This window comes from Parasphingopyxis sp. (assembly GCF_028279465.1).
In the GTDB taxonomy this organism is placed as follows: domain Bacteria; phylum Pseudomonadota; class Alphaproteobacteria; order Sphingomonadales; family Sphingomonadaceae; genus Parasphingopyxis.
In genome coordinates, this window is sequence record NZ_JANQNS010000017.1 from 16,343 (window position 1) to 39,737 (window position 23,395).

The following is a 23,395-nucleotide window of genomic DNA, read 5'->3' on the forward strand; positions in this document are numbered from 1 at the left end:
TGGGTCGGCGAGGAGACTCGCCGGCCCATTTTTATTCTGCCGGTAGCGCCTCACGGTCGTGCCGGGCACCAGTCTGTTCCTGGCCTTCGCTTTCGCGCCACCGCGCCTTGATCGTATCGCTCGTATCGCGCGAGCCGTCATGGCTCCAGCCGGGCGGGCGGAAGACATAGCCCAGCTTGTTCTTGATACCCGGCACCGTCGCGACGTCTTTTGCGATGCCGATCCATTCGTGGAACGCGGCCCATAACAGGTTGAAGCTGCCAAGATTCTTGATGATGCCATAGCGCGGCCGGTCATCATCGCGCTCCGGTTCGAACGTGCCGGACATCCGGTCCCAGATGATCAGCATGCCGGCATAATTCTTGTCGAGATAGCGCGGATTGGTCGCGTGATGGACGCGGTGATGCGAGGGCGTGTTGAATATCGCCTCGAACCAGCGCGGCATCCGGTTGATCGCCTCAGTATGAATCCAGAACTGGTAGATGAGGTTCACGCCGCTTGCGAAGAACAGCATCTCGATCGGGAAACCGATCAGCACGATGGGGAGGCTGAACGCGAAGCTGAGCGAGAAAAAGCCCGTCCATGTCTGCCGGAGCGCCGTCGAGAGATTATAATGCTGGCTCGAATGATGGATGACATGGCTGGCCCAGAACCAGCGGACGCGATGCGCGAGCCGGTGAAAGACATAATAGGCGAGATCGTCGAGCAGAAAGACGAGAATCCAGGCCCACCAGACGAAGCTGATATCGAACAGCCGGAACTGGGAGAGCCAGACCGCCAGGCCGACCACGATCGATCCGGTCAGCGCGCCGGCCACCGTGCTGCCCGTGCCGAGCAGCAGCGAGGTCAGCGTATCCTTGGGTTCGTAGCGGCTCGGATCGACGCGCCGCGCGATCAGCATCTCGACGAGTACGAGGATGACGAAGGCCGGCACCGCATATTGGACCGGATCGGGTAGCTCGTTCACGCGGTCACCTCGCTGTGGCCGCCTGCCAGCCTTTCTGACCAGCGCGCGGCGTCCGCTTCGCCGAGATCGAGCCGCAGATCGCCGAACAGCTTTTCGCCCGTCGCCACCGTCAGTATCGCTTCGTCACGCCGTATATCGGGCGCCTGCCGGAACACGCGCGCCGCGATATTGGCGCCATGCTCGCGCAGCAGCACGAAATCCCCGTCCCGTCCGGCGACGAGCGCCGCCTTGCCGTCCCGGCTCACCGCCGCGTCGGTCGGTACGAAGCCGCTATGCGCGTCGCGCGCGAGCCGCTCGGCCTGCTCTGCATCGGCGATGCGCGGCGTCCGCCCCATGCCGAGCAGCCAGGCGATGGCGGCCAGCGCGAAAACCGCCGCCAGCGAGCCGATAAGCACGGTCAGGCTCATTTTGCCGCAGCGAAGGCGTTCATGATCGATCGGATCGGTGAGACGTCATAGCCCGCATTCGCGGCTTCGCCGGCAATCGTTTCGGGATCGCGTCCGTCATGCGCTTCAGCCAGCGCCCAGAGCAAGGTCGAGCGCGTGCCGGAGCGGCAAAAAGCGAGCGTCTTGCCATCATTGCCGTCCAACGCCTCGCGCATCGCCTCGACCTGCGGCACCGAAAAGCCGGCATGCGTCACGGGAATCGTAACATAGGCCATCCCCGCATCCTGCGCCGCCGCGGCGATCGTCGCGCCGGCCGGCTGGCCGGGATCTTCATCGTCTGGCCGGTTGTTGATGATCAGCGTCACGCCCATCTGCGCGGCCTCGGCGACATCGTCGGTGGAAATCTGCGGCGAGGCCAGAAAGCGGTCGGTCACGGTGCGGAACATGGGGTTCTCCTCTTGCGCCGCTCAATATGGCGAGACGGCCCTCCGGCGCAACCCGTGCGGCCTAAGCATGCTCCGCGATAACGGCCAGAAAATCCTCGCCATAGCGCGCAAGTTTGGCTTGGCCGATACCCGATATCTGCGCCATCGCCGAGAGGGTGGCGGGCTTTGCGCCGGCCATCTCGCGCAGCGTTGCATCGTGGAAGATCACATAGGGCGGCACGGCATTTTCCGCCGCCATCACGCGGCGCTTCTCGCGCAACGCATCGAACAGCGGATCGCCGACGGGATTGGCATCCTGGTTACGCCGCCGCTTGCGCGGTTTTTTCGGTGGCAGGACGAGCGCGACTTTGGTTTCGCCCTTTAGAATGGAGCGCGCCGCAGGGCCAAGCGCCAGCCCGCCATGCTCGGTCTGGACCAGCGCGTCGCGCGTCTGGAGCGCGCGGGCGACGGGCTTCACCATCGGCTCTTCTTCTTCGCCGACAATGCCGAAGACGGAGAGCCGATCATGGCCAAGCTTGACGATCCGCTCATTCTCGCGCCCGGCCAGCACTTCGCCGACATGGCCCATGCCGAAGCGTTGGCCCGTGCGATAGACGGCGGAGAGGAATTTGCGCGCGGTTTCGGTGGCGTCCACGGCCTGGGGCGGGTTCAGGCAGATATCGCAATTGCCGCAGGGTTCCGGCAAATCTTCGCCGAAATGCTTGAGCAGAATCACGCGGCGGCATTCGGCCGTTTCGACCAGCGCGGCGAGTGCATTGAGCCGGGCCCGTTCGCCGCTCTTTCGATGATCCTCGATTTCCGTTTCGATCCGCCGCCGCGCGCGCGCGAAATCGGCAGCGCTCCAGAAGAGATGCGCCTCGGCCGGATCGCCATCGCGGCCCGCCCGCCCGGTTTCCTGATAGTAGGCTTCGATGGACTTGGGGATTCCGGCATGGGCGACGAAGCGGACATCGGGTTTGTCGATGCCCATGCCGAAGGCGATGGTCGCGCACATCACCATATCTTCGGATGCGACGAAAGCGGCCTGATTGGCGGCGCGCTCTGCGGGCGGCAGGCCGGCATGATAGACGCCCGTGGGTCGCCCGGTCGCCGCGATCTGCGCGGCCAGCTTTTCGGTCGCCGCGCGGCTCGGCGCATAGACGATGCCGGCCCCCGGCTGTTCGGCGACCAACGCCTTGATCTGTCGCCCGATCCCCGCGCGCGGCTGGATCATATAGCGGATATTGGGCCGATCGAACCCGGCGACGATCGCGCCCTCTTCGGGAATGCCGAGCTGCTCGAGAATGTCGGCGCGCGTGTGCCGGTCGGCCGTGGCGGTCAGCGCGAGACGCGGCACATCGGGAAACTGGTCGAGCAGGGGCCGGAGGAGGCGATAGTCAGGCCGGAAATCATGGCCCCATTCGGATACGCAATGCGCTTCGTCGATAGCGATCAGCGCCAGCGGCGTCTCGCGCAGCATGTCCTGAAAACCTGATCCGCTCGCCCGCTCGGGCGCGACATAGAGCAGATCAAGTGCACCATCGCGAAACCGCGCCATGGTTTCCGCACGGTCGGTATCGGCGGACGTCAGCGTCGCCGATTCGATGCCCACGGCTTTTGCGGCGCGCACCTGATCATGCATCAGTGCGATCAGCGGCGAGATGACGAGCCCCGTGCCCGGCCGGGCGAGCGCCGGGATTTGATAGCAGAGCGACTTGCCCGCGCCCGTCGGCATGACGGCCAGGCTATGTGCGCCCGCCATCACCCGGTCGATCACCTCGCGCTGCGTGCCGCGAAAACTCTCGAAACCGAAAACGGTGTGGAGGATAGATTCAGGCGAGGGCATAGTGGGCTGAACTGCTGAATCCCTTTCTAGCCAGAAGCGGTCGTTTATCAGTCTGCAGTGCCAGATCCGGGCACAACGCGCAGAATTCTGCTTTCGGAGCCCGCTTCCTCGGTGAGCAGGTACAGAAATCCGTCAGGCCCGGACCGCACGTCTCTAAACCGCACATCGAGTTCGCCGAAAAGCTCCCGCTGCTCGCCCAGCGACCCATCGGCATTCATCTCGATGTGACGCACATGCATGAGCGCCAGCGCGGACACGAACAAATCGCCTTGCCAGTCCGGAAAAGCCGCGCCCGAATATTGCGCAAAGCCGGAGGGCGCGATCGAGGGCGTGAAATGGACCAGTGACTGCTCGGTGCCGTCGAGCGCTTCGAACGGAGACACGCGCCCGCCCGAATAGTCGAGCGCATAGGTGACCGTCGGCCAGCCATAATTGGCGCCGCGCTCTATCGCGTTGATTTCATCGCCGCCGGCCGGGCCATGCTCGTGCTCGAGCACGCGGCCATCGGCGGCGAGAATAATGCCCTGCGGGTTGCGATGCCCGTATGACCAGATTTCGGGTAATGCGCCTTCGGTATCGACGAACGGATTGTCCGCCGGCACCGAGCCATCGGCATTCAGGCGGACGATCTTGCCGAAATGATTGTCCAGTGTCTGCGCCGCTTCGCGGAAATGAAAGGCGTCGCCAATCGGCAGCATCACCGTGCCGTCGGGCAGGAAGATGAAGCGCCCGCCATAGTGATTGCCCTGAACCCGGCTCGGGGACGCGGAGAAAAGCTGTTCGCCTTCAATAAGCCGCGATCCGGCGTCGCCGTCCACATAGCGGAAGCGCATCAGGAAGAGCGTGTTCTCCCCGTCGTCCTGAATGCCGGCATAGGAAATATAGACGAGGGCATTCTCTTCGAACTCGGGATGCAAGACCACATCGAACAGGCCCGCCTGAAGGCCATCTCCGAAATGGACCGGGGGAAATTCGCCATTGCTGGTAAAGTCATGCACGGTCTGTGTCGCGCCATCCCGTCCAACCAGAAGCAGCGCGCCGGTCCGCTGCGTCACCAGCATGTTGCCATCGGGCAGGAACGCGATCGACCAGGGATGATCGAGGCCATCGGCCACCGTTTCCAGACTGTAACTTACCGGCGCCGCCTCAACGCGCCCGGCAAGCTCACTGGTCTTCTCGCCCGACGCCGATGCGCCTTGGTTTGAGCAGGATGCCGCAAGCAGGCCCGCCGCTGATATCGCAAAAATGGTCGAGAATGTCCGCATCTTAGGCCCTCAGTTCATCCGGACGCCATGTCCGTCAATCGGATCGCTAACAGCATTTCTCCGCCGTATCCATAAAGCTTGATCGCGCGCCGGAAGCATCTAGGCTGTTTCGGGACAGGAGAGAATGGAATGCGGTTTGTTCGCTGGATTGTTGCGTTGCTCGTCGCTGCGCTGGGCACCTATGTCGTGGCGGTCGTGGCCAATGCGCAGTTCGTGATGAACGCCCATAACGTGCCCATCAGCTTTGCCGACCGCCTCAACATGACCGCTTTCGACGTTTCCAATATGTGGCTCTATCTCATCATCATAGCGGTTGCCCTGCTTTTGGGCTTTCTGATCGCGGCGCTTCTCAAGCGGCTGCTTCCCGGCCTGTCACGCGCCGCATTTCCCATTGCCGGCGCCGTTGCGATCGGCGCCACGCTCGGACTGATGTATCTGCAGTTTCAGACGGTGCCGATCAGCGGCGCACGTTCGACCATAGGCTTCCTTTCGCAGGTCTTGGCCGGCGGAATCGGCGGATGGATCTTTGTGAAAATCCTTGGTGGCCGCAAAGCTTCGGCGGCGCAGTCAAAGTAGAGGGCCTTGGCCGGTTAGAAGAGCTTTCCGGGCAAACAAGAAATTCGCTTGGGCGCAAAGCGGACAGTCCGGTATTGGCCGGAAGCAGACTTTGACTGCTGTCGGCGATGCCGATGCTATCGAGATACGGAGGACTTGAAACGCTTGCAGCGTCATAGATTGTATCACATCTGCCTTATCCGGGCTTCACAACCGCCAATATGGAGATGCCGAGCACACAGCCCAAAGTGAGAAATGACACGATCATCGGCGGCTTTGCGGCGGCAGGGCTCGCTAATGCGTCGAAACGACGCAAACGCCCGGACAGCATGCCATGCAGGCCCGATAACAGGATTACGAGCAGCAGCTTTACCTGAAGCCAGCTATTGCTGAACCAATCGCCGGACATGGCCAGCCATATGCCAAGCGCCCAGGCGGCGATCATCGCAGGCGCGGTGATGCGTGCATCCCACCAACGCACCATCGCTCTCAACGATTGCGCCTGCTCCGCATCGCCGGGCTGGCGCGTTCCAAGGGCAGCACCAGCAAGCAGAAGCGCCAGCGTCCCGCCGACAAACAGCAGAACAGAAGCGACATGCGCGGCCTTCAGCCACAGATAGATCATCGGATCGCCTTCGCTTTGCGGGCGAGCCAACGCTCATTTACGAACCCGCCGAACGGAATCATCGCACCGATCAAGAGCCGCAAGCCGGCCCATCCGCCGATCATGCGAGCAGAGATCGCTTCGACGAGAACATAGAGAAAGAACAGAAATGCGAGCCCATGAACCGGGCCCATTATCTGAACCGCGATCGGGATGTCGGCAAAATGCTTGAGCGTCGATCCAACCAGCACGAGCGTGATGAGCGTAAAGCCCTCCAATGCGACGGCGAACCGGAGACGACCCCAGCACTCGCTGGTCCATGAGTCCGCTCGCGATGGTTCAGTCATCCTGCGCGCTTGTCCGCTACGCGCTTGGCGGTATTGAGCACCCTGTCGTCCATCTCGGTCATCATGCCTGAGAGAGCTTGCAGTATCTCCGGATCAGCAGTTGCGGGCGTGCCTCCCTTGAAGGGTGGATAGGGATTATATTCCATCGCCAGGGTCGTGGATTTCGCGACCATCTCCCCGCGCAGTTCTGCGAGAAGCGTCAGGCCGAAATCGATGCCTGCGGTCACCCCGCCGCCAGTCATGCGGTTTCTATCGGTCACTACACGCTCATCGCTTACCTCGACGCCCAAGGTGGCCAGAGCGTCGCGAGCGGCCCAGTGCGTCCCGGCGCGATAACCGTCCAGCAGGCCCGCCGCAGCCAGCAACAAGGAGCCCGAGCAAACCGATGTGACATATTTGGCAGTCTTTCCGGCATCGGCAAGGAAGTCGATTACTGCATCATCCTCCATCCAACTATCGGTACCAAATCCGCCCGGCGCAAACAGAACGTCGATGTCGCGCGGACAATCATCGAAGCTATGGGTCGGTATGATCGTGACACCGCTATCGGTCGGGACGGGCTCACGATCTTTCCAGACCAGATAGGTCTCGCCATGCATGCCCAGTGCAGCCTGCGGCCCGGCAAGATCGAGTAAGGTCATCATAGGATAGACCAGCATGGCAACGCGAAGCGGCGGCATCTGACCCGGATCGGGAGCGATTTCGGATATGGCTGACATGACCAGTTCTCCTATTTCTCCTTTCGCTATTTACCGGACAAAAGCCGATCATGCCGTGGCGGTTTTGACATAAAACGGGTAAATCCTGCCAAAATGATCATTTCGGATGGCTTGGCGAAGATTTGCAGGACAAGGATTGACTTGGGGCGGCAATTGAGGAGTTCGGATGCATAAGCTTGTCGTACTTGTGCCCCACAATGTGGTGCCGTTCGATCTCGGAATCCCGTGTGATATCTTCGAGCATGCGCGCCTGCCCGACGGCGCCAAGCCGTACGAGGTCACGGTTTGCGGGCAGGCCCGCCGCATTCGTGCGCGGCCCTTCGACATTGTGGTCGAAGAAACGCTCGGTGGCTTGCAGCGAGCAGATACGATCATCGTCCTGGGCACGGATATCCCCTGGCAGCCCGCCCCACCGTCCATCTGCAATGCTCTGCGTCTGGCATCGGATCGGGGAACGCGCATCGCATCGATCTGTTCTGGCGCCTTCCTTCTTGCGGCGGCGGGACTGCTGGATGGAAAGCGCGCGACGACCCATTGGCGCGGCGCTGATATTTTGGCGGACCGCTATCCGGAAATCGAAGTCGATCCAAACGTGCTCTTCGTCGACGAAGGCCAAATCGTCACGTCTGCCGGCGCTTCGGCGGGCATAGATATGTGTTTGCATCTCGTTGCGAGAGATTTCGGTCAGGCAGTGGCGGCCGCCTGTTCGCGGGCAGCGGTCGCCCCCTTTGGTCGCGAAGGAGGACAGAAACAGTTCATCTTGCCCGACGTCGAAGTCGGAAGGGTCGCTGGCGGCAGCATTGCCGAGACGATAGAATGGATGGAGACCCGCCTCGACCAGCCAATTACGGTTGCGCGGATGGCATCCAAGGCAGGAATGAGTCAGCGCACTTTCACGCGCAGATTCTCGGAAGACACTGGTACGACGCCTGGCCGATGGCTGATCGATGCACGAACCCGTCGGGCACGATTGCTGCTGGAAACGACATCACTACCGATCCAAGAAGTGGCCGCGAGAAGCGGCTTCGCCGATGCTTCGGGCCTTCGAGACCGGTTTCGTCAATCGCTCGGTGTAGGCCCCAAACAGTATCGCGTGAGCTTCGGCAGCCGAAACGGGGTTTGATAGAATTGCCGTGGGGGCATCCGGCGCTTGCTTTAGGCGCAAACCGAACATCGGCCGCCTCCATATCGGCAGCATCAGCCAACCGCCTCCCGCTCTTCCTGCTGGCGCGCCCACATTTCCGCGTACAGCCCGCCTTTGGTGATCAGCGCCGCATGGCTGCCGCGTTCGGCGATCCGGCCGTTGTCGAGCACGACGATCTCGTCGGCATCGACGATGGTGGAGAGGCGGTGGGCGATGACGATGGTCGTGCGGCCGCGGCCGGCGCGGTCGAGCGTCGCCTGGATTTCGCCCTCGGTACGTGAATCGAGGGCGCTCGTCGCTTCATCAAGGATCAGGATCGGCGGGTCTTTGAGGAGCGCGCGGGCGACGGCGACGCGCTGCTTTTCGCCGCCCGACAGTTTGAGCCCACGCTCGCCGACGCGCGTGTCATAGCCGTCGGGAAGCGAAAGGATAAACTCGTGGATCGCCGCGCCCTTCGCGGCGGCCTCGATCTCGGCCTGCGTCGCGCCTTCGCGGCCATAGGCGATATTGTAGCCGATCGTATCGTTGAACAGCACGGTATCCTGCGGGACGATGCCGATTGCCGCGCGCAGGCTTTCCTGCTGCACGGCGGCGATATCCTGTCCGTCGATCAGGATACGGCCGTTTGTCGTGTCGTAGAAGCGGAAGAGCAGCCGGGCGATCGTCGACTTGCCCGCGCCCGAGGGGCCGACAATGGCGAGCTTGCTGCCCGGTGCGATATCGAGGTCGACATCATGCAGGATGCGGCGGTCGGCGTCATAGCCGAAGCCGACCGCTTCGAAGCGGACCGTGCCCTTGGACACGGCCAGCGCCGGGGCATTGTCGCGGTCGACGATCTCAGCGGGCGTGTCGATCAGGTCGAACATCGCCTCCATGTCGATCATGCCCTGCTGGATCGTGCGATAGACGGTGCCGAGAAAATCGAGCGGGCGGAAGAGCTGCATGAGCAGCGCGTTGACGAGCACGACATCGCCGACCGTGAAGCGGCCCTCGCTCCAGCCCCAGACGGTATAGGCCATGGCGCCGGCCATCATCGCGTTCGTCAGCAGCGCCTGGCCAACATTGAGGAGCGCGAGGCTGTTCTCGCTTTTGACCGCCGCGCCGGCCCAGCTCGATACGGCCCGGCTGAAGCGCTGCGCCTCGCGCGCTTCTGCGTTGAAATATTTGACGGTTTCGAAGTTGAGCAGCGAATCGACGGCCTGGCTGTAGGCGGTGGTGTCGAGCTCGACCATGTCGCGGCGCAGTTTGGTGCGCCAGATCGTCACGAGCCGGGTGAAGGTGATGTAGAGCGCGATCACGCCGAGCGTCACGGCGACGAGCGTGGGGCCGAACTTCACATAGAAGATGATGCAGACGGCGAGCAGCTCGATCGCGGTCGGCGCGATGTTGAACAGCAGGAAATAGAGCATGGTGTCTATGCTCTTGGTGCCGCGTTCGATGATCTTGGTGACGCCGCCCGTCTTGCGCTGGAGATGGAAGCGCAGCGACAGGGCGTGGAGATGGGCGAAGACATTTTCGGTGAGCGCGCGCGCTGCGGTCTGACCGACCTTCTCGAAGATCACGTTGCGCAGATTGTCGAATAATACGCCGCCGAACCGCGCGCCCGCATAGGCGACGACGAGCGCGATGGCGAGCATGACGGCCGGGTCCGCCTCGCCGTCCATGCTGTCGATCACGGCCTTATAGGCAAACGGCATGATCAGGATGACGGCCTTGGCGCAGAGCACAAAGGCAAAGGCGCCGATGACGCGCGCCTTCAGCCCCGGTTGCCCCTTGGGCCAGAGATAGGGGAGGAAACGGCGCAGCAGGTCCCAGCCGGGCTGTTTGAGGGCGGTGTCGGTGGCGGTATCGGGCGGCATGAGCCGCTTTAGATAGGGCTTTTCACCGAAACGGCCAGCCCTGTGATGCGCGGCACAGTGGCGCGGCCGTCCCGATCCTACTCAGCACCCCATCGAAGAGGAGGAAAATCGATGGGTCCGGCTTTTTACATTTTGGCGATCATGGGATGCGGCGATGACGTCAGCCCATGCATACCGCTTATGCGCGAAGATCGTGTATTTCGCACCGAAGCGGCCTGTCAGGCCGAAATCGAAGATGCGTTGATGCGCGCGACGGACCTGCCCTATCCGACACTTGCCGCCCAATGCCAGAATGTTTCATCGCAGGTCGCAGCCTATTGGGGCGATACTGATAGCTGAGCCGGCTTTAGGGCATATCCAGAATGATGAGAGCGCATCGCTGGCGGGCCTGTTCGTCCCGGCAATCCCGCTGAACGACCGAGGCCGGCGCAACGGCAAGCCCCGGCGCCTGCGTGAAATCCATACCGCTTTCGAGCAACGCATCCGTACGCAGTGCGGTCGGATGCATGATTGTGGCGGTTGCATGGCCGACAGTCGAAACCCCGCGCACCGATGCCGCATCGTCGGCTGCAAGCGCCGAGCCGCCCAGACCGAACGGCACGAGCATCGCGGCGAGCGCAAGCACGCTGCCGCGCAATATTCTGTCCATGGTGGCACGACTGTCCATGCCGCACCGACGTTCAGCAGCCACATATGTTGCATCGCTGTGCAGACATGGAATTTGGTTTTTCGGGGTAACATTATGCGTAAAGCCTCTGTTCTCGGGGCTTTGCGGCCTGAAATACGATCTGCCGATTTAACCGTTACATAAGGGTTTTCCGCTAACCAGGCGTTGGCCGGGGGCGCGAATGCGCGAGGCCTGCATGTCCGTTATTCAACCAAGCGATCCGGCTTCCACCGGATCGGCCGCAATTCGGGCCGAAACCGTCCGGCTGCTGTCCGCACCGCAATTTGCGCGCGCGCCCGTGATGCGCCGCTTGCTCTCCTATCTCGTCGATCAAACGCTCGCGGGTAATGGCGACCGGCTCAAAGCCTATACGATTGCCGTAGACGGGCTCGGCCGCGACGCTGATTTCGACGCCGGGCAGGACAGCTATCCACGCGTCCAGGTCGGGCGGCTGCGCAAATTACTCGACGAAGTATATGCCATACCGGGTTCGCGCGCGGCCATGCGCCTTCATATCCCGAAGGGCGGCTATGCCGTCCATTTTCTTGGAGCGGCCACGAATTCGGATAGCCATGGCGAAGACCAGGGCGAGATCGCTGCCCGACATCGCCGGGCAATGCCGGAATGGATGCGTATGGCGGCGGTCGCGATTGCTGCGGCCATTCTCGCGCTTGTCGCCTGGCACATGCTCGACGGACTGGCAGGTATGGAAAGTGCGGGCGTCGAAACGCGCGTGCTTTAGAAGCTGCCGGCAATCTGGAAAGAGAAGATCGGTCCGAACTCCCGGACCCGGTCCTCGATAAAATTGATCGGGCCGTCCCGCCGGTTCACGAAAAATGTCCGCGTGAAAAGCTCGTCGCGATCGAGGAGATTGTAGACACCGCCCCTGACCCGCAGTCCGAACACGTCCTTATGCTCGATATAGGCGCCGACAAAGGGCGTACGCGCGCGGAAGAAGTTGGTCTGCGAGAGGCGAAACCCCGGTGCTTCGAGATATTCTTCATATTCGAGGCCCCAGGCCCAGTCGGTTCCGGGCACATCGTGACGCAGTTCGATTTCGATATCGCGCTGCATGTTACTGGATATCGAGCGGTTCTCTCCGGTTAAAGGATCGCGAACCCGGGTGCGTTGGAATGCGGCCTCGATATCGAGTCGACCGCCGCGCCAGCCCAGCGGATCGAAGTTGAACGTGCTGTTCCATTCGATGCCGTAGCGTTTGGCGCTGTCGATATTGCCCGGCGCCTCGGCCGTTGCCCCGATCGGTATCTGGTCGACGATATCGCTGATCTGCTCGTAATAAAGGCGCGCGGTAATCGATCCGAATTCTCCGAGCTGCTGGGTTGCTTCGATTTCGTAATTCCAGCTTTGTGGCGGAACGAGGTTCGGATTGGCCGCATCCTCTCTTTCGCCGGCCAGATCGCTCGATGCGACGAAATCGGAAAAATTAAGCTGCCCAACCTCGCGCTCGACCCGGACGCGGATGTCGAGCGCATCGCTGGCCCGCCAGGCCAGCGAGAGAAAGCCTTTCGGCCGGTAGAAAGTTCGCGTCAGACCAATCTCGCCACTTTGCGAGATCGTGGAATATTCACCGCCAATCGATGCCTGCAGCGTCAGGGAATCGGTCAGCGGTGTGCCATAGGTGATGTTGATCTCGGCCCGCTCTTCTTCGACCTCGGAGTTGGAGTTCGGCAGTATGACGGGCTGGAAATCGCCATTGGGGTCAAGCGTCGAGAGCTGGGAGCGCACGTCGAGCGTGTTGAGCGCGCCTTCCACGGCGACCTGCCAGTCGCCGCCCATGGCCCAGCCATATTCGGCCCGGGCGATCCATTCGCCTTCGTCCAGCGTGCGGATGAAGATATCGCCGATCGACGGTGTGCCGTCGACGAAATCGGTGATCAGGCTGGTCTCGAACGGGCTGCGTTCGAAGCGCCTCAAGCCGATCAGTTTGAGCCGGCCCGGCCCCAGCGCGAACTCGAAATCGCCGCCGATCTCGAAATTCCATTCATCCTCGCGGTCGCGGAAAAAACGGGTGCGGTCCGGCAGGCCCTGGCCTGTCCGTATCGAATCTTCGCTGACCCTGTTGTACCAGCGCTCGTAAGAGAGGTTCAGATTGCCGACCGAACTACCGGGGCCATCATAGCGGAATGTACCGGCCAGCTGCGGGCGGTCGCCGCTGAACGTCGCCACTTCGTCATGCCGGGCAATGATCTGGCCGTTCGTATCGAAGACGAGTTCGGGACCTTCCGCGCCGCCGCGAAAGGAGTCGTCGCTATTGGAGAGGCTGATTGTATAATCAAACGCGCCTTGCGTGCCGCTCACAGAGATTTCGCCATTGGTCAGCCGGGGATTGGTGATGCGGGGCCGGAACTGCGGATTCCAGGCGAAGTTTCCGCTGATACCGGTGGTTTCCGCGACGATGTTGACGACCTGACCGGAAAGACCTGGAATATCGAGCGATGCCGCGTCGCGGACCTCGATACGGATGACATTGCTCGCCGAAATCCGGCCAAGCGTCGTCACCGCATCGTTGGATTTGCCGGACACGCGCTCACCATTGATAAGGACATTGTCCCCGCCCTGGCCCAGGCCGCGCCGTTCATCGCCCTGCTGGATCGCGAATCCGGGGATTTGCCGCACCATGTCGAGCGCGGTGTTGGGCGAAAAGCGGGCGAAGAATTCGGGTGCATAGTCTTGCCCATCGGCTACCGATGCCGCCGCTTGCGCTGGAGGCGCATCAGCGCTGTCGTCATTCTGCGCATAGGCCGGGACCGCGAGCAGAGAGCCCGATGCGAGCAGCCAGCAGGATCGCCGCATTATCTTTGTCCCCTCCCAGAGAATGCAGCGTCCATTCAGCAATCCGGCGGCATCATCCAGTGCCCGGGCGATCCTTTACGACCGGTGGCGGATAGTTTTCGACAAATGTCGTAAAATTCTGTTTTTCTGATGATGCGGTCAGTCAGGAAGCCTTGGTCTTGCGCCCATTGCCTTCCATCTTATGCATTGGCAAGGCCCATTCGATCTGCGACCGCAAAATGTCTTCGAGATCCTTCAGACCGGCGCGATGTGCGGCGGCCCGCTTGGCGAGCAACCGGGCTAACACAGCCTCGCGGCTATCGGCGCGATGGTCGGCATCGCGCCCGTTCGCCAGGGCCTTGGAAAGCCTGAAAGAAGTTTCGGTGCTCACGCCTGTCTCCATGCGGCCAGATGCAATAACGCGCCCCGGCATTGCGACCATAACTCACTGTCCGCTCTGCGGTTCCCAACAATCATGGGTAACAGGCGGTTAAGGCAAGCGAAGCGCCGGGATATCGCTAGTTCGGACAGCGCATTCGGATCGACATGCTGCCGTCCGGCGAATGCACGGTGAGCCGGTCGCCATCCTCGCTCAACTCATAGGCCAGCGTCTCTTCCCACTCCTCGCCCTCGCCGGAAAAGCTGTGCACGACCGTTAGCGCACCCGGCTCAGTCTCGGTGACCGTCATCGGAATCGCCGCGCTCTCATAATAGGTGATCAGGTCCGCCGCGATATCGAGCCGCATTTCGCTGGCCGGGTCCGCGCAGGTGTCTTCGGAGAAATCCCAGCGGCCGTGGAATGGCTCCGGCACGGCGTTGAGCACGACCGGTTCCGCTGCCGGATCGCTCTCGGCCGCCATCGGCGCGTCGCCATCCTCTTCGGCGGCCGGATCGCTTCCGCCCGAACAGGCGGCAAGCGAGAGAAGAACGGCGATTGTCGCGATACGATACATGGCGATCTCCCTAGGATGATGTGCGCGCGCTTAGTGCTTGGGCTGCTGCGGGTGCTCGCACCTTCGCACCGCTGATGAAAAAGACATAGGCGTCCCGGCCGCCCTTAAGCGACGGCGCGTCGGGCGATGCATAGCTGCGCCCGTCCGGCTGTTTGCCGTCCTGCCACTGCTGCGCCGTCTCAGCCCAGTCATCGAGCTCGGCGTCCGGATAGCCGGTCTCCACCTCTTCGCGCGATCGCATCAACCGCGCATAGGCGAAATCGGCGGTCTGGTCGGCAAGCTGCGGATATTTGTCGCTGTCGGCGCAGACGATGGCGGCGTTATGCTTGCGCATCAGCGCGACGAATTCGGGGCAGATGAAACTCTCATGCCGCACGTCCAGCGCATGGCGCAGTTTCACGCCCTCCCATTTGCCGGGCAACATGTCGAGAAACGCGTCGAACTCCTCTGCGTCGAATTTCTTCGTCGCCATGAATTGCCAGAAGATCGGCCCGAGCTTGTCGCCGAGTTCCGCAACGCCCTGATTGCAGAATTTCTCGATGCTCTCGCCGGTTTCGCGCAAGTCCTTACGGTTCGTGCAATAGCGCGAAGCCTTGATCGTGAACTGGAAACCGTCGGGTGCGGCGTCCCGCCATTTGGCGAAGCTTTCAGGTTTCTGGAGCCGGTAATAGGTGCCGTTGATCTCGATCGCGCCAAGCTGGCTCGCAGCGTACTCAAGTTCATCGGCCTGACGCAGGCCCTTGGGATAGAATGTCCCGCGCCAGGGTTTGAAGGTCCAGCCGCCGATGCCGACACGAATTTTTCCCTTAGCCGCCATCTAGTCGGCCGCCTGCAGCGCGCGGATTTCCTCCAGGCTCTCGGGCGGCGTGCGCCAGAGTGGCGCATCGGCCTCGATATAGCTGCGCAGATCGGCCGGGATGTCGGCGAAATCGTCGATCCGCCAGGTGACCAGATGCATGATCACATCCTGCCCGCCGGCCCAGTTCGGCGCCGGGCCGTAGCGCACCCAGCTCAGCTGGTGCGGCTCGCCGACACTGCCTTCGGGCTGGACGAAGAAGTCGTAATTCTCGAACGCCTGATAGCGCATCTCGGTGCCCGGAATCGGAAAGTCGAGATAGACGGGGGCCGTGTAGACCGCCGTATCACCGAGCATCCGGGCGTGAATATCGCGCCCCGGCCCGATCCGCCGGACCGCCGCGCCCGCGCCCTGCTCCACAAAGGTTTCGACCTCGTCGCCGATCAGCTCATAGGTGATGAACTGATAGGGATAGGCGATCGGCTCGACGGGCAGGCCATCATATTCGCGCAGGATTTCGCCGCTTTCGGAATCGCGGAAGACGTAGATCTTGCGGTTATACTGGTGCGCGAGCGGTTGGGCGGGATCGGGCCGGTGCATGCGCGCTGTGTCATAACCTTCCATCGTGAAGAGCAATTCGCCGCTCGGATAAGCGCGCACCGTGCCGATCGAATACCAGTAGACGGGCTCGCCTGTCCCGACCCGCGCATCGATCCAGCGCTCGAACAGGTCCGGCGTAAAGCCGCCCGCCAATGCCGGGCTCGCCATGGCGGCGAGCGCAAGAAACGCGCCGCGTAACAGAGTTTTCACATGTGCCACTCTTCGGCCTCCCCACAATCAAAAGTCACAAAGACCACACCCCCAAAGCGCGAAACAGCGTTCACCGCGAACCAAGGCGTCATAGTCGAGTTGAGCGGTTTGGCCATCCGATGCTTATGCCATGTAGCCGTGGCTGTAGGAAAGGCAAATGCGCGGGGCTAGCGCCCCGGCGATGGTCTGCCTAAGATCGGTTCATGGTTCGTGCCGCGCCTATCCTTGCCACTCTCGCAGTGCTCGCCGCCTGTTCTTCGCCGGAAAGTGAGGGCACGCCGCTCGAGGCCGATCCCGATCCGCAGGTGGCGTTCCTCGAGCGTCTTACCGAACTCTGCGGCCAGGCCTTCGCCGGGGAGCTCGTGTCGGACGATGAAGCCGATGCCGATATCGCGGGCCAGCCGCTTGTTATGCACGTGGCAGACTGCGCGCCCGACCAGATTCGCATACCCTTTCATGTCGGCGAGGATCGCTCGCGGACCTGGGTGCTGACGGATACGGGCACGGGCATTCTCTTGAAGCATGACCACCGGCACGAGGATGGCAGCGAAGACGCCGTTACCCAATATGGCGGTGAGACGAGCGCGCCCGGCACGGCAACGCGGCAGGAATTCCCGGTCGATGACGAGTCCATTGCGCTATTCGAACGCGAGGGGCTGAGCGCATCGGTCACCAATGTCTGGGCGATGGAGGTGGACGAAAGCCGTTTCGCCTATGAGTTGCGCCGCCCCGCGGGCGAGAATGAACGCTTCTTTCGCGCCGAATTCGACCTGACCGAGCCGGTCGAACCGCCACCGCCGGCCTGGGGCAGCGAATAGCATTTCCTCCCAAAACCGGCGATTTGGCCAAATTTCTCACTATTAGTTGGTGAAAATACCCAACTCTCTGCGCGCAACTATCTGTCGCAAAATGGCGTTTTTTGTGCTATATATCTGAAAAATAACAATTTCCAGAAATTGGCACACCTCCTGCAGAGTATGGGGCGTACTGGCGGAATGGTCCGCTGGAGCAAACAGGAGACACACCATGCAGAACACTTTCAGCAACATTCAGACCACGGCCCTGTCGGCCATCGCTGCCCTTATCGTCAGCGCCATGTGCATCAGCGCCGCCATCGGTCCGGTCGTTCCCGTCGCCTAACAGGCCACGGGGACACCGATCGCCCACAACTTCCAGCGAAAGACACAGAAATGACCAACACTCTTAACGCCGCTTTTTCCGCCGTCGCCGCCCTGATCGTCAGTGCCGTCTGCATCACCGCCGCCGTCGGCCCGGTCCTCCCGGTTGCCTAAGCGCTGCACCAACCCAACCCAAACAGGAAAGACACAACTAATGACGCAGAATTTCGCCCTCGACCGCAGCAACGCCAAGATCATGGGCGTATGCGCCGGTTTCGCCCGCTGGACCGGGTGGAACGTGCTGGCGATCCGCGTCGGCCTGCTGGCCCTCACGCTCTTCGCTCTCGGCCCTATCGCGATCCTCGCCTATCTGCTGATCGGCTGGGCGGCCAACTAAAATGCTTGTGCCGACACGCATACGGCCAATCCGCATTGTGCCGGCGCGTCGGCAAGGCCCGAAACCGCCTTTCATAATCCGGTTGACACCGGTTGACACATGCCGGGCCAATCCCCGGCTTCAGTCTCACCGCCGAAACCGTCCCGGATATTTCCATAGCGCCATATCATAACGGCCCGGCTGTAGGACAGCCGCATATCGATCCTGTGGGATCGCCGATTGCCCGTCTCGCCCGCCACCGGCATAACGGCGCGCATGGCCGGACAGATCAAACTCCATGACAGCTGGAAAGAACCGCTCAAGGGCGAGTTCGCCGCGCAATATATGGCCGATCTGCGCGCCTTCCTTATCGGCGAGCGGGAGCGGGGCAAGCGCATCTTCCCGGCCGGAAGCCTGTGGTTCCACGCGCTCGATGCGACGCCGCTCGACAAGGTCCGTGCGGTCATCCTCGGCCAGGATCCCTATCACGGCCCCGGCCAGGCGCATGGGCTGTGTTTCTCCGTCCGCCCCGGCGTTCGCCCGCCGCCGAGCCTCGTCAATATCTACAAGGAGATGGAGAGCGATCTCGGCATAGCCCCGGCAAAGCATGGCCATCTCGAACACTGGGCCGAACAGGGCGTGCTGCTCCTCAACAGCGTGCTGACCGTCGAACAACACCAGGCCGCCAGCCATCGCGGCCGCGGCTGGGAACAGTTCACCGACGCGATCGTCCGGCTGGTGGCGGAGAAGGAAGAGCCCGTCGTCTTCCTCCTCTGGGGCAGCTATGCGCAGAAAAAAGCGGCCTTCGTCCAGAGCGTCGAACAGGGCGGCCGGCATTGCGTTTTGAAGGCGCCCCATCCGAGCCCGCTATCGGCGCATAATGGGTTCTTCGGGTGCCAGCATTTTTCGAAGGCGAATGCGTTTTTGGAGAGCGTGGGCAGGGAGCCGATTGATTGGGCTTTGCCGGAGGCGGGGTGAGAGAAGTCACCTCACCGATGGATCGATTTCTCCGGCGTTACTTCTGATTTGCTCGACTTGCTCTTGTGTCATCGTCTGCAACTGCCTGTCATAACGATCCAATGCGGCCACACGTTGGTTGAATTCATCAGCTTGTGATGGATCTTGAAAGTTGTACGCTCCGTTTGACAGCGTCCAGCCGCCTCTCGCCAAAACATTGCAAATAGCTGCAGCTTCACGCACTTTGAGACCAATAATGCGCCACTGATCTTGATGCCTCGCCTGTGCGGTCGCAACGCCATCATCGAAGCCCGCCATGAAACGGCGTCTTTCCTCTACGTTTTCGATTTCTTCGCGGACAATAACCCTAAATCTATCCATGTATGCGGGAAACCGTTCTGCCATAGCTGATGTAGTATTTTCCAAATTTTCTATCGCTCGACAATCATCCAATATTTCATCGTCCAAGGATGACACTTCTCCATTTAGCAGCGCGTAAAAACCTGCCTCTTGCGCATCTTCTTCAAAAGCAATGGTGTCCTGCGCAACGAGATTATAAAGCCGAGCCGTTGAGCGCTCCATCGGAGTTTGAGAGTCGGACAATGGCATCAACGATGTTTGTTCGCCCGCTTCGTAGCTGTTTGCGATCTCCGCCATTTGTCTGGCTACACGCTGACTGTCCTCGCTCGCAGTTTGTTGGGATGCGGGCAATCTGGCCATTCCTGCAAATACAGAAAACGTCAGCACGATTGCGAGCGAGCCAATTTTCCATCCAGTTCCCGCATGACGTATCGTTATTGCGAAAGCGATAAGCCAGACGAGCAGACCAGGGCCAACCAGACTTCCGATTATGAAGCCCATTCGTTCCGCACTGTTTCCGGTCGGTTGCAAAGGTCCCGACGCGCAGGACGTGAATAGCACAGCAACACAACAGAGAATTGTTGCGAAGCCAGGATAGCTGTCTGGTTTAGAAAGAGCCTCTGCCCAGTCCTCTTCTTCGGCGTCTGAAGTCTCGTCCTGATTGCTTATGTCATTCATTGCCACCCCTAGCTGCGTGCTACGCAGATATGCAATTATGACGATATAGCCGAGCAATGCCCCTCAGAATAGCACTCAATCGGTGCGGAACTCACCCCGCCCGATCTCTTTCATCAAATCCCGACAGCATGTCTCGAAATCGACCTGGATCGTAAGCCGCTTCGACGCATGCCGCCGACGCTCGCATCTCATCGACGAAACACGATTCCTAAAGGCGCCTTTAACCTTATTGGCCTAGCCCATGGGGACAGGAGCGCAACGGGTCGATGCAAACGCAAATTCTTGGACTGGTAACGCCGCTCATGGCGCTGTTTTTTGCGGTGACATTCGTGGTGCTGTGGCGGGTCGGGCGGATGAAGCGCCATGTGCTCGGCTTCGGTATCGCCTATGCCCTGTCCGCGGTCGGCTTTCTGATCACCCATCTCCTCCCGGCAGACGCCTTCTACGTCTTTCATATGACGCAGATATTCTACAGCCTGGCCTCGGTCGTGATGCTGGCATCGGTCTGCGAGCGGGCCGGGCAGCGGCTCCATCTCGGCAGCTTCGTCGCCGTCTATCTGATCAGCGCATTGACGCTGGCGGTGGCGGTAAGCTTTTCGAACGATGTCGGCCCGCGATTGATCATCGTGAATATGGGCTATGGGGTCATGTTCGCCATGGGGGTGACCACGCTGCTCACCGCACGGCGCCGCTCCGTGATGGATATCGCGATCATCGCCGTCATGGCATTCCAGGCCGTCGATTTCCTGGTCCGGCCAACCCTGACCCTGCTGTTCGAGCAGTCGATCCCGGCGGCGGTCTATCGGGATTCGATCTATTACTCGCTGATCGGGCTCGTGCTTGGCGTGAAAGGCGTGACCACCGCGATGGTTCTGATCGGCGCGGCGATCGCCGAATGGACGACTGCGCTGCGGGAAAGCAGTGAGCGCGATGCCCTGACCGGCCTGCAAAACCGGGGTTCGTTCGAACAATCGATACGCAAACTCCTCCCGCGCGCGCAGACGGAGCGGCGTCCGCTCAGCCTGGTGGTGGCCGATATCGACCATTTCAAACAGGTGAACGACATTTGGGGGCACCAGGCGGGTGACCAGGCGATCTCGGGCTTCGGTAAGCTCATCAGGGAGACGGTGCGCGGATGCGACATTGCGGGCCGGATCGGCGGGGAGGAATTTTGCATCGCGGTCTGGAATTGCGAAACCGAACCGGCCCATCGATTGGCCGAACGGATCCGGCAGACATTTGTGCGCCTCGAACATGCCGGTCTCAGCGACGATATCCGTCTGACCGCGAGCTTCGGCGTCGCCACGGCGCGCGATCGGGAAACCTATGAACAGCTATTCGCCCGGGCCGATGCGGCGCTGTACCGCGCTAAGTCGAAAGGCCGGGACCGTGTCGAAAATGCCGAGGACCGGCGACAGGACGCGGCGGCATCGGAACCCAATCCGGAGCCGGTCGAATTGAAGCGCAGCGCGGGCTAGCAATAGTCCGCTTTCGTTTGCCGGTTCGCGTTTTCCGGCGCGAGCAGGTCTAGGCTTCGGCGACTTGCCGCCGGCCTGCACCCCGCCCGATCTCTTTCGCCAAATCGCGGCAATAGGTTCCGAAATCGACCTGGATCGTATGGCGTTTGGATGCGTAGAAATGGCCGAGATGGATTTTCTCGTCCTCGACGATCACGCGTTCCATCTCCTTCGCGTCCGGGAAGGCATAGTCACCGGTCAGCGCGGCGGCGACCAACTTGCTCTGCTGCTCGGCGAGGTTGACGAGGGTCGGTAGCGGCTGCGCCAGCCCCAAGAAGAACAGATTTTCATAGCCCGGCTTCACCATGCGCTTGTAGAGCGGATAGGCGTTGTCTTCGCTGGGCTGCAGCGCTGGATCGGTGAAGAAGGGGAAGCTGATATTATAGCCGGTGGCCCAGATGATCGCGTCGATCTCTTCGCGCGATCCGTCGGCGAATACCACACCGTCGCCGTCGAGCCTCTGAATCGCCCCCTTGGGCACGATATCGCCGCAGCCGACGCGCGTCAGGAATTCGCCCGATACGCTCGGATGGCCTTCGAGCGGCTCATGGTCGGGCTTGGGGAGGCCATAATCCTCCATCCGGCCGAGCTGCTTCTTGATCGCGCGCTGCGCGAGCCGGCGGCCGAGCTTGGCCGGCATCCATGACGGCAGCACGGCCTTGTCCGCCGGCTGGCCGTTCGCATATTTCGACAGCACCCAGACGCCGCGCCGCATCGAGATATAGAGCGTATCGGCGAGCGGCTTTTGCGAAAGCTCGCTCGCGATATCCATCGCCGAGTTGCCGCCGCCGACCACCATCACCTTCTTGCCGCGAAAATTATACGGTTCGAACGGATCGCTATAACTGTGGCTATGCATCTGGTGGCCGTGGAATTCGCCCGGATAGTCGGGCGTGCGCGGATCCCAGTGATGGCCATTTGCGACGATCAGCGCGTCATAGTCTCGGGCTTCACCGGTCGAGAGGGTGACGCGCCAGCGCCCGTCCGCCAGCCGTTCGGCCTGCTCCACCCGCGTATTGAAGGTGATCGCCTCGCGTAGCCCGAAATGATCGACATAGTCGCGAAAATATTCGAGCATCTGCGCATGGTGGGGGAAATCGGGCCAGTCGTCGGGCACCGGATAATCCTCGAACGCCAGCCGGTATTTGGACGTGTCGATATGGAGGCTCTGGTAACAGGCCGACATGCCGTTGGGATTCTTATAGTACCAGTTCCCGCCAATATCGTCCGACGCCTCGAACTGGTCGTAGGCGAGGCCATGATCTTTGAGCCGCTTGGCCATAGTGAAACCGGAGCAGCCCGCGCCGATAATGCAAATCGCCGGTGTTGCGCTCATGCGAGGCGGGCCAGTCCGGTCAACAGGCCGAGCGCGACGACGGTGGCGAAGCTGCTCCATTTCCATCCGCGCGAGGCATGGCGGATCGTGATCGCCCAGGCGATACCCCAGAGGAAGACGCCCGCAAACGCCCAGCCGAGTATAAAGCCGATGCTTTCCGCGCCGCTCGAGACGCCCGCGTCATTGTCACGGCCGCCGAACAGGGCGAGCACCAGCAACAGGCTCACGATGATGGTCGCGGCAAGCGGATAGCCCTTCTTCTCCTTGGGCGCCTCGGGCTCGGGCGCTTCGGGTGCGGGGCGGGGTTTCACGGTTTCTCGCATCGTCACTCCTGCGCTGTAGGCGTACTCAATTATGTTCGTCGATTGCCGCGCCGACCACAACATTCTCCGCTCCGAAAAACAGGCGGGACTTTGAGAAATCGATGAAATTGGCTTCGTCCTCGGCGAGGATCGCACCGTGCCGCGCGCCCTCTTCGGTCTGCGTGGCGGCGACAAGCGCGTCGATACTGTCGTACCAGAGCTCGGCTACGCCATCATAATCGGCAGGGTCCAGCCCGCGGCTTTCGCGGACCGGCGCGTCGAGCGGCGTATCGGCCGTGTGCGACTGGACGTAGCGCCGGATGCCGAGCGCGGCGGCGGCGGCATGAACGAGCGGCGCATGCGTTTCGCGCCAATAGGTCTGGAACGCCTCGCGCGTGAGATCGGAACGGCGGGTCAGGCAATAGGTGAGTTTCAGCATGGCTCCTTCTGTTAGCGGCCAATAGTCGTGTTCGCCAAGAGGGTGGACACAAGCCTTCGACCTTGATCGACGATGCGGATCAATGTTGTCCTGCGGGAGCTTGGTTTATCCGCCGGTCGCGTTCCATGGAGGCGCAACGTGGAAAGCCCGTGGCCAAGCCCGCGCGTTTCGTGCAG

27 protein-coding genes are annotated in these 23,395 nt (G+C 61.5%); 8 read left to right on the plus strand and 19 right to left on the minus strand.

Annotated features, from left to right (window positions below; genetic code table 11):
• Positions 1–31: 31 nt before the first annotated feature.
• From Q0974_RS13730 to Q0974_RS13750, 5 genes are all read right to left on the minus strand, one after another.
• The gene (locus Q0974_RS13730) at positions 32–967 is read right to left on the minus strand and encodes a sterol desaturase family protein (protein WP_299328739.1); all 936 of its coding nucleotides are present in this window, start codon (positions 965–967) and stop codon (positions 32–34) included.
• Complete coding sequence (locus Q0974_RS13735; protein WP_299328742.1) at positions 964–1,374, minus strand: hypothetical protein; 411 nt, start codon at positions 1,372–1,374, stop codon at positions 964–966. Before Q0974_RS13735 ends, Q0974_RS13730 begins: the two co-directional genes overlap by 4 nt.
• Positions 1,371–1,799: a TIGR01244 family sulfur transferase gene (locus Q0974_RS13740; RefSeq protein ID WP_299328745.1), complete on the minus strand. Its 429-nt coding sequence runs from the start codon at positions 1,797–1,799 to the stop codon at positions 1,371–1,373. Before Q0974_RS13740 ends, Q0974_RS13735 begins: the two co-directional genes overlap by 4 nt.
• Positions 1,800–1,860: 61 nt before the next feature.
• Positions 1,861–3,624 carry a DNA helicase RecQ gene (recQ, locus tag Q0974_RS13745; protein WP_299328748.1) on the minus strand — a complete coding sequence of 588 codons (1,764 nt, stop codon included), beginning with the start codon at positions 3,622–3,624 and terminating at the stop codon, positions 1,861–1,863.
• A 47-nt stretch (positions 3,625–3,671) separates the two neighbouring features.
• A complete protein-coding gene (locus Q0974_RS13750; protein WP_299328751.1) occupies positions 3,672–4,889 on the minus strand; it encodes a PQQ-dependent sugar dehydrogenase in 1,218 nt (405 codons plus the stop codon).
• A gap of 156 nt (positions 4,890–5,045) precedes the next feature.
• Between Q0974_RS13750 and Q0974_RS13755 the strand changes: the two genes are divergently transcribed.
• The gene (locus Q0974_RS13755; RefSeq protein WP_299328754.1) at positions 5,046–5,465 is read left to right on the plus strand and encodes a hypothetical protein; all 420 of its coding nucleotides are present in this window, start codon (positions 5,046–5,048) and stop codon (positions 5,463–5,465) included.
• A gap of 175 nt (positions 5,466–5,640) precedes the next feature.
• Here the strand turns inward: Q0974_RS13755 and Q0974_RS13760 are convergent, their stop codons facing one another.
• Genes Q0974_RS13760 through Q0974_RS13770 form a run of 3 tightly spaced genes read right to left on the minus strand, consistent with a single transcriptional unit; the run spans position 5,641 to position 7,114 of the window.
• Positions 5,641–6,069: a CopD family protein gene (locus Q0974_RS13760; RefSeq protein WP_299328756.1), complete on the minus strand. Its 429-nt coding sequence runs from the start codon at positions 6,067–6,069 to the stop codon at positions 5,641–5,643.
• On the minus strand, positions 6,066–6,395 hold the full coding sequence (locus Q0974_RS13765) for a DUF3817 domain-containing protein (protein ID WP_299328759.1): 330 nt from the start codon (positions 6,393–6,395) through the stop codon (positions 6,066–6,068). Before Q0974_RS13765 ends, Q0974_RS13760 begins: the two co-directional genes overlap by 4 nt.
• A complete protein-coding gene (locus Q0974_RS13770; protein ID WP_299328760.1) occupies positions 6,392–7,114 on the minus strand; it encodes a DJ-1/PfpI family protein in 723 nt (240 codons plus the stop codon). Before Q0974_RS13770 ends, Q0974_RS13765 begins: the two co-directional genes overlap by 4 nt.
• A 166-nt stretch (positions 7,115–7,280) precedes the next feature.
• Between Q0974_RS13770 and Q0974_RS13775 the strand changes: the two genes are divergently transcribed.
• Complete coding sequence (locus Q0974_RS13775) at positions 7,281–8,237, plus strand: helix-turn-helix domain-containing protein (RefSeq protein WP_299328762.1); 957 nt, start codon at positions 7,281–7,283, stop codon at positions 8,235–8,237.
• A gap of 74 nt (positions 8,238–8,311) precedes the next feature.
• Here Q0974_RS13775 and Q0974_RS13780 read toward each other — a convergent pair whose 3' ends face one another.
• Complete coding sequence (locus Q0974_RS13780; RefSeq protein WP_299328764.1) at positions 8,312–10,117, minus strand: ABC transporter ATP-binding protein/permease; 1,806 nt, start codon at positions 10,115–10,117, stop codon at positions 8,312–8,314.
• 111 nt (positions 10,118–10,228) lie between these two features.
• Between Q0974_RS13780 and Q0974_RS13785 the strand changes: the two genes are divergently transcribed.
• On the plus strand, positions 10,229–10,456 hold the full coding sequence (locus Q0974_RS13785; RefSeq protein ID WP_299328767.1) for a hypothetical protein: 228 nt from the start codon (positions 10,229–10,231) through the stop codon (positions 10,454–10,456).
• A gap of 7 nt (positions 10,457–10,463) precedes the next feature.
• On the opposite strand, the gene Q0974_RS13790 is transcribed toward Q0974_RS13785, so the two are convergent.
• Entirely contained in the window at positions 10,464–10,808 is a 345-nt protein-coding gene (locus Q0974_RS13790; protein WP_299328770.1) for a hypothetical protein, read from the minus strand.
• Positions 10,809–10,980: 172 nt separating this feature from the next.
• Here Q0974_RS13790 and Q0974_RS13795 point away from each other — a divergent pair, with 172 nt between their 5' ends.
• Positions 10,981–11,526: a hypothetical protein gene (locus Q0974_RS13795; protein ID WP_299328773.1), complete on the plus strand. Its 546-nt coding sequence runs from the start codon at positions 10,981–10,983 to the stop codon at positions 11,524–11,526.
• Here Q0974_RS13795 and Q0974_RS13800 read toward each other — a convergent pair.
• The 5 genes from Q0974_RS13800 to Q0974_RS13820 all read right to left on the minus strand — a co-directional run bounded on the left by Q0974_RS13800 (position 11,523) and on the right by Q0974_RS13820 (position 16,145).
• Positions 11,523–13,598, minus strand: coding sequence for a TonB-dependent siderophore receptor (locus tag Q0974_RS13800; protein ID WP_299328776.1), 2,076 nt, complete (start codon positions 13,596–13,598; stop codon positions 11,523–11,525). The two genes, Q0974_RS13795 and Q0974_RS13800, sit on opposite strands and share 4 nt — an antisense overlap.
• A 142-nt stretch (positions 13,599–13,740) precedes the next feature.
• Positions 13,741–13,968 carry a hypothetical protein gene (locus Q0974_RS13805; RefSeq protein ID WP_299328778.1) on the minus strand — a complete coding sequence of 76 codons (228 nt, stop codon included), beginning with the start codon at positions 13,966–13,968 and terminating at the stop codon, positions 13,741–13,743.
• A gap of 127 nt (positions 13,969–14,095) precedes the next feature.
• Positions 14,096–14,530 (minus strand): hypothetical protein, encoded by a 435-nt coding sequence (locus Q0974_RS13810; protein ID WP_299328781.1) that lies wholly within the window; start codon positions 14,528–14,530, stop codon positions 14,096–14,098.
• Between the two features lie 10 nt (positions 14,531–14,540).
• Positions 14,541–15,347: a DUF72 domain-containing protein gene (locus tag Q0974_RS13815; protein ID WP_299328784.1), complete on the minus strand. Its 807-nt coding sequence runs from the start codon at positions 15,345–15,347 to the stop codon at positions 14,541–14,543.
• Complete coding sequence (locus Q0974_RS13820; protein WP_299328787.1) at positions 15,348–16,145, minus strand: hypothetical protein; 798 nt, start codon at positions 16,143–16,145, stop codon at positions 15,348–15,350.
• 194 nt (positions 16,146–16,339) lie between these two features.
• Here Q0974_RS13820 and Q0974_RS13825 point away from each other — a divergent pair, with 194 nt between their 5' ends.
• The 3 genes from Q0974_RS13825 (at position 16,340) to ung (ending at position 18,608) form a co-directional block, all read left to right on the plus strand.
• On the plus strand, positions 16,340–16,954 hold the full coding sequence (locus Q0974_RS13825; protein WP_299328790.1) for a hypothetical protein: 615 nt from the start codon (positions 16,340–16,342) through the stop codon (positions 16,952–16,954).
• A gap of 514 nt (positions 16,955–17,468) precedes the next feature.
• Positions 17,469–17,651: a PspC domain-containing protein gene (locus tag Q0974_RS13830; RefSeq protein WP_299328793.1), complete on the plus strand. Its 183-nt coding sequence runs from the start codon at positions 17,469–17,471 to the stop codon at positions 17,649–17,651.
• A 255-nt stretch (positions 17,652–17,906) separates the two neighbouring features.
• Positions 17,907–18,608 (plus strand): uracil-DNA glycosylase, encoded by a 702-nt coding sequence (ung, locus tag Q0974_RS13835; protein ID WP_299328796.1) that lies wholly within the window; start codon positions 17,907–17,909, stop codon positions 18,606–18,608.
• 6 nt (positions 18,609–18,614) lie between these two features.
• Here ung and Q0974_RS13840 read toward each other — a convergent pair whose 3' ends face one another.
• Positions 18,615–19,625, minus strand: coding sequence for a hypothetical protein (locus Q0974_RS13840; protein ID WP_299328799.1), 1,011 nt, complete (start codon positions 19,623–19,625; stop codon positions 18,615–18,617).
• A gap of 266 nt (positions 19,626–19,891) precedes the next feature.
• On the opposite strand from Q0974_RS13840, the gene Q0974_RS13845 reads away from it, so the two are divergent.
• Positions 19,892–21,103 (plus strand): diguanylate cyclase, encoded by a 1,212-nt coding sequence (locus tag Q0974_RS13845; protein ID WP_299328802.1) that lies wholly within the window; start codon positions 19,892–19,894, stop codon positions 21,101–21,103.
• A 49-nt stretch (positions 21,104–21,152) separates the two neighbouring features.
• Here Q0974_RS13845 and Q0974_RS13850 read toward each other — a convergent pair whose 3' ends face one another.
• From Q0974_RS13850 to Q0974_RS13860, 3 genes are read right to left on the minus strand one after another with little or no spacing between them, the layout of a single operon-like run.
• Positions 21,153–22,478, minus strand: a complete 1,326-nt coding sequence (locus Q0974_RS13850) for an NAD(P)-binding domain-containing protein (protein WP_299328805.1) — start codon at positions 22,476–22,478, stop codon at positions 21,153–21,155.
• Positions 22,475–22,807: a hypothetical protein gene (locus Q0974_RS13855; RefSeq protein WP_299328807.1), complete on the minus strand. Its 333-nt coding sequence runs from the start codon at positions 22,805–22,807 to the stop codon at positions 22,475–22,477. The genes Q0974_RS13850 and Q0974_RS13855 overlap by 4 nt, the downstream gene beginning before the upstream one ends.
• Before the next feature lie 19 nt (positions 22,808–22,826).
• A complete protein-coding gene (locus tag Q0974_RS13860) occupies positions 22,827–23,219 on the minus strand; it encodes an EthD domain-containing protein (protein ID WP_299328810.1) in 393 nt (130 codons plus the stop codon).
• Between the last annotated feature and the right edge of the window lie 176 nt (positions 23,220–23,395).